We start from the raw sequence: 13197 nt of genomic DNA, 5'->3' as shown, positions 1-13197 counted from the left end.
GCGCCATAAACAGCACGACCATGAGAGAATTAGGAGCGTGTCAGATGGCGGATAGCTTCATCACGACCAATCGTTTTTTTGATAATAAACATTATCCTCGCGGGTTCTCGCGTCACGGCGATTTCACCATTAAAGAGGCGCAATTACTAGAGCGCCACGGTTATGCTTTTAACGAACTTGATCTCGGGAAACGCGAGCCTGTAACGGAAGAAGAACAGCTGTTCGTTGCTGTTTGCCGCGGTGAGCGTGAGCCAGCCAGCGCCGAAGAAAAAGTCTGGTCCAAATATGTGACTCGGACGCGTCGCCCTAAACGTTTCCATACGCTGTCCGGCGGCAAGCCACAGATGGACGCAGTAGAAGATTACACCGATAGCGACGACTAGTACTCTGTTCTTAGAGCTGCAGAGAACTGGAATCAGGGGTTTGCAGCTTCAATGACATTGGATATAAGCATCGTGGTTAAAAAGGGGGGCTTTGGTTCCCTTTTTTACATTAGACTTTTGTGCAACTGCGAAAGCAAGCGATCCATACAACGATAGCTCAGAGCTTCTGAAAGATGATTTTTTTGAATATTATCTTCCTGTGCCAGATCTGCAATGGTCCGTGCCACTTTCAAGATATGGTGCCAGGTTCGCACTGATAGCCCGAGTTTCAGTAGAACTTGTTCGAGAAAAGCCGCATCCTCTGGTGCTAAATAGCAATATTCAGCTATCTCTTGGCTATTAAGCTGCTTGTTTGTCTTCCCCGCCCTATCTAATTGTCTTTTTCGGGCTTGTGATACTCGTTGCCTGACAGTTTTGCTATTTTCTCCCTGATGTTTTTGTGTTCCCAGCATCCCTGCGGGGAGTAATGGCACTTCTATCGATAAGTCAAATCGGTCCAAAAACGGGCCAGACAACTTTGCCAGATAGCGCAAAACTTGCTGTGGTGGTGCGCGGTTATGAATGCCTTGATAATGGCCGCTGGGGCTAGGGTTCATTGCGGCAATCAATTGCACTCTGGCAGGGAAACAGACTTTGGCGGCCGCTCGGGAAATGATAATTTCCCCCGATTCCAATGGTTCACGCAATGAATCCAGTACCCGACGCTCAAACTCCGGCAGTTCGTCCAGAAAAAGAACGCCATTGTGTGCCAGTGATATTTCTCCGGGGCGAGGAATTGAACCTCCGCCAATGAGAGCGGCCATTGATGCACTATGATGTGGTGCGCGAAAAGCCCGGCAGCGCCATTGGGCTGGTAATTCATTACTGTGTGACAAGCCATTAATGGCCGCAGCCTCAAGTGCTTCTTGATCGGTCAATGGTGGTAGTAAGCCAGTTAATCGATTTGCCAGCATGGTTTTCCCCGTACCCGGCGGCCCAAGTAGTAGCAGGTTATGTCGACCGGCCGCGGTTATCTCTAGCGCCCGTTTGGCTTGTGATTGGCCGATGATATCTTGTAAATCGAGGCAGTTGTCACAATCTTGAATTGCTTCAAGAGGTTGACCTCGCGGGAGTGTATTTTCGCCTTGTAAAAAACTGCACACTGCTAACAAGTGATCTGCAACCCTGCTGTTGCCTTGTGCAATTAACCCAATCTCAAGACTGTTCTCTGATGGCAAAATTAACTGTCGCTGAGCCTGACTGCTGGCGAGTGCGGCCGGAATTGCGCCGCTAATGCGCCTTAGCACCCCTGATAAGGCGAGTTCACCCAAGAACTCATAGTGCGTTAATTTATCCGCAGGAATCTGTTCTGACGCAGCCAATATCGCCAAAGCGATAGGGAGATCGTAACGGCCTCCTTCTTTGGGCAAATCGGCCGGAGCCAGACTGACGGTGATCCGTTTGGCTGGAAAGGTGAAACCGCTATTGATTAATGCGCTGCGGACTCTGTCTCGGGCCTCTTTTACTGTGGTTTCTGGTAATCCAACCAAAACCAATCCTGGCAGTCCATTGCTGATATGAACCTCAACTGTGACTGAAGGAGCCTGAATACCTAATGTGGCGCGGGTATAAATCGTTGCCAATGACATAGCGCTTTCCTTCGCCGTAATGCGTTCTTGGTGTTGGGGGTCGCAATAGAGTGCCCGAGGATTTTTTTTAATGCCGAAGAAAAGGATTGATTTGCGAAAGTGCACGCGAGGTTTTCATTGCAACGGAAGTATCAAAATCAAAAATTGCGGCATAGCGCGCAGAAAAAAGACCAAAGCATTGATGTGGGTTTTACTGATTGATAAATAATATATTTATTGTGTTTTGTATTCGCGATCACAAAATAATAATTTAAATAAATATTGTCAGGCAACCAATAACTGTGATAACTCTGTAGGTATTCGTTCGACACTAGACAGATGAACAACCAAATTATGAAAGCGATTTTCCAAGTGATTAACCTAGTCCTAATTAGCGTGGTGGTGATTATTATCCCACCGTGCGGGGCTGCACTTGGACGAAGAAAGGCATAAAAATCAAGCCTTAATCTCAAGAGAACCCCCGCACCGAAAGGTCCGGGGGTTTTTTTATTGGTCGGTTAAAAGACGCGAGGAACATAAAATGCACAACAGAATAAAATCCTGTGCCTCCCGCAAAAGGTCGGGGAAATAACTATGAATGGTGCTCAGTGGGTGGTTCAAGCGTTGCGTGCGCAGGGTGTTGATACGGTATTCGGCTATCCGGGTGGGGCGATTATGCCCGTCTATGATGCTTTGTATGATGGGGGTGTTGAGCATCTGCTCTGCCGCCATGAGCAGGGCGCCGCCATTGCCGCAATTGGTTATGCGCGTGCAACCGGTAAAGTCGGGGTGTGTATCGCCACTTCCGGCCCCGGAGCCACTAATCTGATCACTGGTTTGGCTGATGCTTTGCTTGATTCTGTACCGGTTATCGCCATCACCGGTCAGGTTGGATCCGCGTTAATCGGCACCGATGCTTTCCAAGAGATTGATGTCTTGGGCCTCTCTCTGGCCTGTACTAAACACAGCTTTCTGGTTGAATCATTAGATGCGCTGCCAACCATCATGGCTGAAGCCTTTGCTATCGCCACCAGCGGTCGCCCTGGGCCTGTGTTAATCGATATTCCAAAAGATATTCAGTTGGCTGTCGGGGAACTGACCCCGCATTTGATGCCAGTCGAAGAATACCTGATTGATTCCGCCGCTGAATTACAACAAGCTTTGGACATGCTGGCGACGGCTAAAAAACCGATGCTGTATGTCGGTGGTGGCGTGGGTATGGCGCAGGCCGTTCCTGCTTTACGCAAGTTTATCGACGTGACCGGCATTCCTGCGGTGGCTACCTTGAAAGGTTTGGGCGCGCCGGATACCGGGCACCCGTGCTATTTGGGAATGTTGGGGATGCACGGCACCAAAGCGGCAAACTTTGCGGTGCAGGATTGTGATTTATTGATAGCCGTAGGCGCGCGTTTTGATGATCGCGTCACTGGCAAGCTGAATACATTCGCCGCGAAAGCCAAAGTTATCCATATGGATATCGACCCGGCTGAGCTGGGTAAATTGCGTCAGGTGCATGTTGCGTTGCAAGGAGATTTGAAAGTATTGCTGCCTGCTTTGCAGCAACCACTGAATATTCAGCCGTGGCGTGATGAGGTCATCGCCTTAAAACAACAGCATAGCTGGCGTTATGACCACCCCGGTCAGGCGATTTATGCCCCGTTATTGCTCAAGCAGATTTCTGATCGCAAAGCGCCACAGACAGTGGTCACCACTGACGTGGGGCAGCACCAGATGTGGACGGCGCAGCATATGAACTTTACCCGCCCTGAGAATTTCATCACCTCGAGTGGTTTGGGCACCATGGGTTTTGGCGTACCCGCCGCTGTTGGCGCACAAATGGCTCGTCCAGATGATATGGTTATCTGTGTCTCTGGTGACGGCTCGTTTATGATGAATGTTCAGGAGTTGGGCACGATAAAACGAAAACAGTTGCCGCTGAAAATCGTGCTGTTGGATAACCAGCGATTGGGTATGGTTCGACAGTGGCAGCAACTGTTTTTTGATGGACGTTATAGCGAAACCAATCTTTCTGATAACCCCGATTTCATCACACTGGCCAGTGCTTTCAATATCCCCGGCCAGCGTATCACCCGTAAAGACCAAGTCGACGCCGCTCTGGATGCGCTGTTTAACAGCGAAGGCCCTTATCTGCTCCAGGTTTCCATCGACGAACTCGAAAACGTTTGGCCGTTAGTGCCGCCAGGCGCAGGCAATGAAACCATGCTGGAGAAAGTCTCATGATACAACATCAAATCTCAATCCAAGCCCGCTTCCGCCCTGAGATGTTAGAGCGTGTATTGCGGGTTGTGCGGCACCGCGGCTTTCAGGTTTGTGCTATGAATATGTCACCAATGATTAATGCTGAGAATATTAATATTGAATTGACCGTTGCCAGCGGGCGACCTGTCGATTTACTGTCTTCACAGCTGAGTAAGCTTATGGATGTCGCCTGCGTCGAGATCCTACAACCTAATACATTACAGATACGCGCCTGATGCGCCACAAGGAAAGAAAAGAATGACGAAGAAAGCTGATTTTATTTGGTTTAACGGTGAAATGGTTCCGTGGGCAGAGGCGAAAGTTCATGTGATGTCTCACGCGTTACACTATGGCACGTCAGTCTTCGAAGGTGTCCGTTGCTACAACTCCCATAAAGGGCCGGTTGTTTTCCGTCACCGCGAACATATGCAGCGCCTGCATGACTCAGCCAAAATTTACCGCATGCCAGTTTCTCAGTCTGTTGATGAGCTGATGGAAGCTTGTCGCGCAACGTTGCGCAAAAACAATCTGACCAGCGCCTATATTCGCCCGCTAGTGTTTATCGGTGATGTCGGCATGGGTGTGAACCCGCCAGATGGCTATAAAACTGACGTAATTATTGCCGCTTTCCCGTGGGGTGCTTATCTGGGCGCAGAAGCGCTCGAGCAAGGTATTGATGCGATGGTTTCTTCATGGAACCGTGTAGCACCTAACACTATTCCAACTGCGGCTAAAGCCGGTGGTAATTACCTCTCTTCCTTGCTAGTGGGCAGTGAAGCGCGTCGTCACGGTTATCAGGAAGGGATTGCACTGGATATCCATGGTTTCCTGTCTGAAGGGGCGGGTGAGAACCTATTCGAAGTGAAAGATGGCATCCTGTTTACACCACCGTTTACCTCTTCTGCTTTGCCAGGCATTACCCGTGATGCCATTATCAAACTGGCGAAAGATATGGGGTTAGAAGTGCGTGAGCAAGTGCTGTCGCGTGAATCTCTCTATCTGGCGGATGAAGTCTTTATGTCGGGTACTGCGGCAGAAATCACTCCAGTGCGTAGCGTGGACGGTATTCAGGTGGGTATTGGTAAACGTGGCCCGATCACAGCCAAAATTCAACAAGCGTTCTTTGGCCTGTTCACCGGTGAAACCGAGGATAAATGGGGCTGGTTGGACCCGATCAATCCATAATAAATAAAAACTGACAGACAGGATCGGCAGGTGGTTCGTTCGCCACCTGCAACAGGTTATATCTGCAACAACAAATTGATTTGCAATACAAAAATCTGGAGTGAAGAGACAATGCCTAAGTACCGTTCCCATACCACCACTCATGGCCGCAATATGGCTGGCGCCCGCGCATTGTGGCGCGCAACCGGTATGACCGATGATGACTTCGGCAAACCGATTATTGCAGTAGTTAACTCATTTACCCAGTTTGTACCGGGCCACGTTCATTTGCGCGACTTAGGAAAGCTGGTAGCGGAGCAAATTGAAGCGTCTGGCGGTGTGGCTAAAGAGTTCAACACTATTGCGGTGGATGATGGGATCGCGATGGGCCACGGCGGCATGCTCTATTCACTGCCTTCACGTGAATTGATTGCCGACTCCGTTGAATACATGGTTAACGCCCACTGTGCGGATGCCATGGTATGTATCTCTAACTGCGACAAAATTACCCCGGGGATGCTGATGGCATCTCTGCGCCTGAATATTCCGGTGATCTTTGTTTCCGGTGGCCCGATGGAAGCCGGTAAAACCAAATTATCCGATAAAATTATCAAGCTGGACTTGGTCGATGCCATGATTCAGGGGGCAAACCCGAATGTCAGCGATGCCGACAGCGAGCAGATTGAGCGCTCCGCTTGCCCAACCTGCGGTTCCTGTTCCGGGATGTTTACCGCCAACTCGATGAACTGCCTGAATGAGGCGCTGGGACTGGCGTTGCCGGGTAATGGTTCATTACTGGCAACCCATGCTGATCGTAAGCAGCTTTTCCTGGATGCGGGTAAACACATTGTTGAATTGACTAAGCGCTATTACGAACAAGATGATATCAGCGCCTTGCCGCGTAGCATTGCCAACAAAGCGGCGTTTGAAAATGCCATGACGCTGGATATCGCCATGGGCGGTTCTACCAATACCGTGTTGCATTTGCTGGCTGCAGCGCAGGAAGGGGATATTGATTTCGATATCAGCGATATCGATCGTCTGTCCCGTCAAGTGCCGCATTTGTGCAAAGTGGCACCGAGCACTCAGAAATACCATATGGAAGATGTGCATCGCGCCGGTGGTGTGGTGGGAATTTTGGGTGAGTTGGACCGGGCGGGCTTGCTGAACCGCGAAGTGAAAAACGTATTGGGTCTGAACTTGCCGCAAACGCTGGAAGCCTATGATGTGATGCTAACCAAAGACGAAGGGGTCAAGCAGATGTACTCCGCAGGCCCGGCTGGCATCCGTACCACGAAAGCCTTCTCACAGGATTGCCGCTTCCCTTCATTGGATACCGACCGCCAAGAGGGTTGTATTCGTACTCGCGAACATGCTTACAGCCAAGATGGTGGTTTAGCGGTGTTGTATGGCAATCTTTCAGAGAATGGTTCAATCGTCAAAACCGCAGGTGTGGATAAAGACAGCTTAACCTTCCGTGGCCCAGCCAAAGTCTATGAGAGTCAGGATGATGCTGTTGCCGCTATTTTGGGTGGCAAAGTGGTTGCGGGTGATGTGGTTGTTATCCGTTACGAAGGGCCGAAAGGTGGGCCAGGAATGCAGGAAATGCTGTATCCGACCACTTACCTGAAATCGATGGGATTAGGCAAAAGCTGTGCATTGTTAACCGATGGCCGTTTCTCGGGCGGGACTTCAGGCCTATCCATCGGTCATGCTTCGCCAGAAGCCGCCAGCGGTGGGTTGATTGCTTTGGTGCAAGACGGCGATATCATCGATATTGATATTCCAAACCGCGCCATGAAGCTGGACGTCAGTGATACTGAACTGGCTGCACGCCGTGAAGCAGAATTAGCGCGAGGTGATGCGGCATGGACACCGAAAGCACGCGAACGTCAGGTTTCTTATGCGCTACGTGCTTATGCCTTACTGGCAACCAGTGCTGATAAAGGTGCTGTGCGCGACAAAAGTAAGCTGGGAGGCTAATACTCATGGCGGTATCACAACCCTTATCAACTGCCCCTGATGGGGCAGAATATCTGCGGGCGATATTGCGCGCACCGGTGTATGAGGTGGCGCAAGTCACCCCACTACAAGTGATGGAAAAAATCTCTTCGCGCTTGGGTAACACCATTTTGGTTAAGCGCGAAGACAGGCAACCCGTGCACAGTTTTAAACTACGCGGCGCTTACGCGATGCTGGCTGGCCTGACCGCGGAACAGAAAGCCTGTGGTGTGATAACGGCTTCTGCCGGTAATCATGCGCAAGGGGTAGCGCTTTCGGCCAGCAAGCTCGGTATTAAAGCGCTGATCGTTATGCCGGTCGCAACTGCTGACATCAAAGTGGATGCGGTGCGTGGTTTTGGCGGAGAGGTGCTGTTGTTTGGTGCTAATTTCGATGAAGCCAAAGGCAAAGCGATTGAACTGTCTCAGTTGCAGGGCTACACCTTTGTGCCGCCGTTCGACCATCCGGCAGTAATTGCCGGGCAAGGAACGCTGGCGATGGAGTTACTCCAGCAAGATGCACACCTTGATCGGGTGTTTGTTCCGGTCGGTGGTGGTGGGCTGGTGGCTGGTGTGGCGGTGCTTATCAAACAATTGATGCCGCAGATTAAAGTCATTGGTGTCGAAGCGGAAGATTCAGCCTGCTTGCGCGCTGCATTGGATGCAGGCAAGCCGGTCGATCTGGCTCGTGTCGGGTTGTTCGCCGAAGGTGTCGCGGTTAAGCGCATCGGTGATGAGCCATTTCGCCTGTGTCAGGAATATCTGGACGAAGTGATCACCGTCGACAGTGATGCAATTTGTGCGGCAGTAAAAGATTTGTTTGAAGATGTACGCGCTATTGCTGAGCCATCGGGTGCTTTGGCGCTGGCAGGGCTGAAAAAGTACGTACAGCAACATAATATTCAAGGCGAACGCCTGGCTCATGTGCTTTCAGGTGCTAACGTCAACTTCCATGGTTTGCGTTATGTATCAGAGCGCTGTGAACTTGGCGAGCAGCGCGAAGCCTTGCTGGCGGTGACCATCCCAGAGCAAAAAGGCAGTTTCCTGCGTTTTTGTGAGTTACTGGGGGGGCGCTCCGTCACCGAGTTCAACTACCGATATGCTGACGCAGATAACGCCTGTATTTTCGTCGGGGTGCGACTGACCCGTGGTTATGCTGAGCGGGCTGAAATCCTGGCTGAATTGCAGGGTAAAGGTTATCAGGTGGTGGATTTATCTGATGATGAAATGGCCAAGCTGCATGTGCGTTATATGGTCGGCGGGCGTCCTTCCAAACCACTGCGAGAGCGGCTGTTCAGTTTCGAATTCCCAGAATCACCGGGCGCATTACTGAAGTTTCTGCATACCTTAGGTACCCACTGGAATATCTCTCTGTTCCACTATCGTAGTCATGGAACTGATTTTGGTCGGGTGTTGGCAGGGTTTGAGTTATCGGACTCTGAACCACAATTTGAACAGCATCTAACGGCATTGGGTTACGATTGCCATGATGAAACCAATAACCCGGCGTTTAAGTTCTTCCTGGCAGGTTGATTTTCAGTCAGTAAATACTTAGTCGTACGAATAAAAAATCCAGAGACAATAATCTCTGGTTTTTTTATTCGTATTTTCTGCCTTTTATCTTCTTATCTATCTTTGCTAAATAAGTATTATAAATAAAACTCTATGTTATTACCGCGTAATATAATTATTGCCGTTAGCTTATTAGAGCTAATGCTACTTTTATTAAAGTTTATTTGTCAGTGATTATGGTTATTGAGCTATTTAATCTAACGATAATATAATGGAGTTTTATATGAGTGAATTATTAGCATCGATTAAGTCATCAGTTATACCATCGCTACCTGATTATATGCCTGCCACGTTGTTGAATCGTCGTTCGGAACCATTGCAATATTCAGTAGAGTCTTACGCAAAGAAAGGATTTAGTAAGACGATTGAAACAACGATGAATAGAGATAAAGTCGTTAGAGAAATTGTCACAACAGAACGAGTAGATGCGGTAAATAATAAAATTATCAAGATAAAAACATTTGATTCAGCTACGAATACAATTAATAACGTTATCCAGAAATTTGACTCTGCGAATAATAAGAATATGAGTGTTGTGGTAACTTATGACTATGATCCTATAAACAAAAAAGTAAATTTGACCGGGACAGTTAAAATACTACAGAAATTTGACGCTAAAAATAATGTGATTGAGCGAGTTGAGCAAAAGTTTAATGCTGCTGACGAAATGATTAGTGAGTCTTTTAGTGCAGCTATTTTGAATCACTCCGTGAGTGATATCAATCAACTAGCCGATTCGATAAACAGTTTCCCAGCAAAAGAGATCAATCCTGCTCCTGGAGACACAATTATTAGTAGTCATTTAAATATAGGGCCGAGGAATCTGGTTCCTGTGATGAATTATGCTTCTCGACTGTAAACTACAACAATGCCCAGAACGCTTCAATTAGCGGCTCATTGAGCCGCTTTTTCTGCACGCAAACCCCTAATTCAAATGGCTCGACCAACGAAACATCATCCAACAGAGAAATACGATTGCGCACCGGTTCTGGGCTGTTATCTACCACCACCGATGGAATCAGTGCCACACCACAGCCTAGAGCCACCATAGATACAATAGCTTCATGACCGGAAACTGTGGCATAAATTAATGGGTTAGTGATGCGCTGGCGGCGAAACCACAAATCAATGCGTTTTCGCGACGGGCCATGCTCCGGCAGAATAAACGGAATCGTGGCCCAATCTGGCTGATCAACTGATATCTGCGACCGCACGGCACATGGTAGCGCCGGGGCAATTAACACCAACGGGATCTCACCAATTTGGGTAAAAGCCACACTGGTGGGTAAGACTTCAGGGCGACCGGCAATCCCCAGATCCGCTTCATTTGATTGCACTTTATCTACCGCATCGGCGGCATCACCGGTGGTAAGTTTAATTTCAACCAGTGGGTGGCGTGCACGAAAGCGGTCGAGAATTGGCGGCAAATGGCTGTAGGCTGCGGTAACGGAACAAAATAGCCGTAGCTCACCACTTAGAGATGGCCCGTGCTGGCCTAATGCATGGCGCAATTGTTGATATTGCAGCAATGTTTGCTGAGCGAAGGCTTTCAATTGAGTGCCGGCATCCGTCAGCTGTACTGTGCGATTATCGCGTAAAAACAGCGGTTGGCCGATGGTCTCTTCCAGGCGCTGGATCTGGCGCGACAGGGTGGATGGGCTGACATGCATCGCTTTGGCGGTGCGGCCAAAATGGCGGCTTTCAGCTAAATGCAGAAATAATTTCAGGTCGCGTAAGTCCATCACAGAGTGCCTCTGGGGTGAGAAGATGCAGTGTATTGCTCGAAAAATAGCCCACATTGCAGAATTTGCAATATCACATTGTTAATATATCAATTTCAGCAATGAGTTTCCTGTCATATAGTGAGTTCAAGACAATCCCCGATACAGACAGGGGATGTGAAAAAAACTGTATCAGCACACAAACACCACATTCGTTTGCAGTCGCTAAAAAAATAGCTGCACCCACAAAACAGAACCCGAACGGAGCAATAACATGGCTAACTATTTCAACACATTGAACCTGCGTCAGCAGTTGGCGCAATTAGGTAAGTGTCGCTTTATGGCACGAGATGAATTCGCCGATGAAGCAGGCTACCTGAAAGGTAAACAAGTGGTGATTGTCGGCTGTGGCGCACAAGGCCTGAACCAGGGTTTGAACATGCGCGATTCCGGTCTGAATGTTGCTTACGCCCTGCGTAAAGAAGCGATTGCTGAAAAGCGTGCTTCATGGCGTAAAGCGACCGAAAACGGTTTCAAAGTAGGTACTTACGAAGAACTGATCCCACAGGCTGATTTGGTTGTTAACTTGACGCCAGACAAGCAGCACTCCGCAGTGGTTCAGGCAGTTCAACCACTGATGAAAGATGGTGCCGCTCTGGGTTATTCTCATGGTTTCAACATCGTAGAAGTGGGTGAGCAAGTCCGTAAAGATATCACCGTGGTGATGGTTGCACCGAAATGCCCTGGCACAGAAGTTCGTGAAGAATATAAACGTGGTTTTGGTGTGCCGACATTGATCGCGGTTCACCCAGAAAACGACCCTAAAGGCGAAGGCATGGCGATTGCCAAGGCTTGGGCGGCGGCTACCGGCGGTCACCGTGCTGGTGTGTTGGAATCCTCATTTGTTGCTGAAGTTAAATCAGACCTGATGGGCGAGCAAACTATCCTGTGCGGTATGTTGCAGGCCGGTTCACTGTTGTGCTTCGATAAGCTGGTTTCTGAAGGCACTGACGTCGCTTATGCTGAAAAACTGGTTCAATTTGGTTGGGAAACTATCACCGAAGCATTGAAACAAGGCGGGATTACGCTGATGATGGACCGTTTGTCCAATCCGGCTAAACTGCGTGCTTATGCACTGTCTGAGCAACTGAAAGAGATCATGGCCCCACTGTTCCAGAAACATATGGATGACATTATCTCTGGTGAATTCTCCAGCGGTATGATGGCTGATTGGGCCAATGACGATAAGAAATTGCTGAACTGGCGTGAAGAGACCGGCAAAACTGCATTTGAGAATGCGCCACAGTTTGAAGGTAAAATCTCTGAACAAGAATATTTCGACTACGGCGTGTTGATGATTGCCATGGTGAAAGCCGGTGTTGAGTTGGCATTCGAAACTATGGTTGATTCTGGCATTATTGAAGAATCTGCTTATTACGAATCTCTGCATGAATTGCCACTGATTGCCAACACTATTGCACGTAAACGTTTATATGAAATGAACGTGGTTATCTCTGATACCGCAGAATACGGTAACTATCTGTTCGCTAATGCAGCTGTGCCATTGCTGAAAGGCAAGTTTATGGATTCTCTGCAAGCGGGCGATTTAGGCAAAAGTGTTGCCGGAACTGCGGTAGATAATGCTCAGCTGCGTGATGTCAACGAAGCTATTCGTAATCACCCAATCGAAGCTGTAGGCCATAAGCTGCGTGGCTATATGACCGATATGAAACGTATCGCAGTTGCCGGTTAATAACCGACTGTAGTGTGTTATTTGATATTAAGCCTCCCAGTAACGGGGGGCTTTTTTATTTCAGATTAACTGCATTTAGGTCAGGAGAATATTTCGTAAATTAATACTATCACGGCCCGATAAAACTCTTGTAAGGTGTTAATCGTGGTTAAACACCTCACCAACAATGTCTGCTTTTTGATTTTCTAAATCACAAAATTATTTCGTTGATAATAAATAGGCCTCGCTAATTAGTGAGGCCTTTTTGTTTTATGAAATTACTCTGGCTGATGTTAATTACATCATAAGAAGGATTTTAAATATAAAAAGGAGAAAAGCGATGAGTGATATTCAAACTATTCTGGCCCGATGGGGTGTTTGGGCTAGAGAGCATTCCCATCTTGATTATCCGCATGTTGCCAATGGATTTAAAGGCTTAGTAGCAGGAGATAAGGTAGCAGCATCCTGTTGTGATAATGACGGGTTAGCGCTTGATAATATCATTGGTAATTTACAACGAGCTTCAAGAGAAAAAGAGCTGGAGCTTATTGTGCGCCATTATGTTTATGGTCAGTCAAAGTCTTCAATTGCCCGGTTAAAAAAATATAACGAACGTGAAATTAGGCGTCAATTACAGATGGCTGAGAGTTTTATTGAAGGATGCATAACACAATCTGATATTTCACTGGAAATGTATAAAGAGTGATTGTGATAACAGATAAATATCTGGAGGTATAAGCAGTCAATATATTCGTCGAA

The 13197-nt window shown here is 48.2% G+C and carries 12 protein-coding genes; 10 read left to right on the top strand and 2 right to left on the bottom strand.

Translation table 11 applies throughout. The annotated features are described in order from the left end of the window. Nucleotides 1–44: 44 nt before the first annotated feature. Nucleotides 45–383, top strand: a complete 339-nt coding sequence (locus tag ACF3VQ_RS20335; protein ID WP_392435736.1) for a DUF413 domain-containing protein — start codon at nucleotides 45–47, stop codon at nucleotides 381–383. 104 nt (nucleotides 384–487) lie between these two features. Here ACF3VQ_RS20335 and ACF3VQ_RS20330 read toward each other — a convergent pair whose 3' ends face one another. Next, a complete protein-coding gene (locus ACF3VQ_RS20330) occupies nucleotides 488–2011 on the bottom strand; it encodes a YifB family Mg chelatase-like AAA ATPase (RefSeq protein ID WP_392432731.1) in 1524 nt (507 codons plus the stop codon). A 333-nt stretch (nucleotides 2012–2344) separates the two neighbouring features. Here ACF3VQ_RS20330 and ilvL point away from each other — a divergent pair, with 333 nt between their 5' ends. From ilvL to ACF3VQ_RS20295, 7 genes are all read left to right on the top strand, one after another. Next, complete coding sequence (gene ilvL, locus ACF3VQ_RS20325; protein WP_071530659.1) at nucleotides 2345–2443, top strand: ilv operon leader peptide; 99 nt, start codon at nucleotides 2345–2347, stop codon at nucleotides 2441–2443. A 141-nt stretch (nucleotides 2444–2584) separates the two neighbouring features. Further along, nucleotides 2585–4231, top strand: a complete 1647-nt coding sequence (ilvG, locus tag ACF3VQ_RS20320) for an acetolactate synthase 2 catalytic subunit (RefSeq protein WP_392432730.1) — start codon at nucleotides 2585–2587, stop codon at nucleotides 4229–4231. Next, nucleotides 4228–4485, top strand: a complete 258-nt coding sequence (gene ilvM / locus ACF3VQ_RS20315) for an acetolactate synthase 2 small subunit (protein ID WP_005176090.1) — start codon at nucleotides 4228–4230, stop codon at nucleotides 4483–4485. The genes ilvG and ilvM overlap by 4 nt, the downstream gene beginning before the upstream one ends. 22 nt (nucleotides 4486–4507) lie before the next feature. Continuing rightward, nucleotides 4508–5434, top strand: coding sequence for a branched-chain amino acid transaminase (locus ACF3VQ_RS20310; protein ID WP_392432729.1), 927 nt, complete (start codon nucleotides 4508–4510; stop codon nucleotides 5432–5434). Nucleotides 5435–5545: 111 nt separating this feature from the next. Beyond that, complete coding sequence (gene ilvD / locus ACF3VQ_RS20305; RefSeq protein ID WP_392432728.1) at nucleotides 5546–7396, top strand: dihydroxy-acid dehydratase; 1851 nt, start codon at nucleotides 5546–5548, stop codon at nucleotides 7394–7396. Between the two features lie 5 nt (nucleotides 7397–7401). After that, a complete protein-coding gene (ilvA, locus tag ACF3VQ_RS20300; protein WP_050160537.1) occupies nucleotides 7402–8946 on the top strand; it encodes a threonine ammonia-lyase, biosynthetic in 1545 nt (514 codons plus the stop codon). Between the two features lie 262 nt (nucleotides 8947–9208). Further along, nucleotides 9209–9844 carry a hypothetical protein gene (locus tag ACF3VQ_RS20295; protein WP_392432727.1) on the top strand — a complete coding sequence of 212 codons (636 nt, stop codon included), beginning with the start codon at nucleotides 9209–9211 and terminating at the stop codon, nucleotides 9842–9844. Nucleotide 9845: 1 nt separating this feature from the next. On the opposite strand, the gene ilvY is transcribed toward ACF3VQ_RS20295, so the two are convergent. Then, complete coding sequence (gene ilvY, locus ACF3VQ_RS20290) at nucleotides 9846–10727, bottom strand: HTH-type transcriptional activator IlvY (RefSeq protein WP_392432726.1); 882 nt, start codon at nucleotides 10725–10727, stop codon at nucleotides 9846–9848. 253 nt (nucleotides 10728–10980) lie between these two features. Here ilvY and ilvC point away from each other — a divergent pair, with 253 nt between their 5' ends. Next, nucleotides 10981–12459, top strand: coding sequence for a ketol-acid reductoisomerase (gene ilvC, locus ACF3VQ_RS20285; protein WP_392432725.1), 1479 nt, complete (start codon nucleotides 10981–10983; stop codon nucleotides 12457–12459). Nucleotides 12460–12778: 319 nt separating this feature from the next. Beyond that, nucleotides 12779–13144 (top strand): antiterminator Q family protein, encoded by a 366-nt coding sequence (locus tag ACF3VQ_RS20280; RefSeq protein WP_392432724.1) that lies wholly within the window; start codon nucleotides 12779–12781, stop codon nucleotides 13142–13144. Nucleotides 13145–13197 lie beyond the last annotated feature (53 nt).

It is taken from the genome of Yersinia fenwicki (genome assembly GCF_043099325.1).
Classification (GTDB): Bacteria; Pseudomonadota; Gammaproteobacteria; order Enterobacterales; family Enterobacteriaceae; genus Yersinia.
Note: the sequence above shows the minus strand (reverse complement) of the source record. Positions and strands in the feature narration are given on the sequence as shown.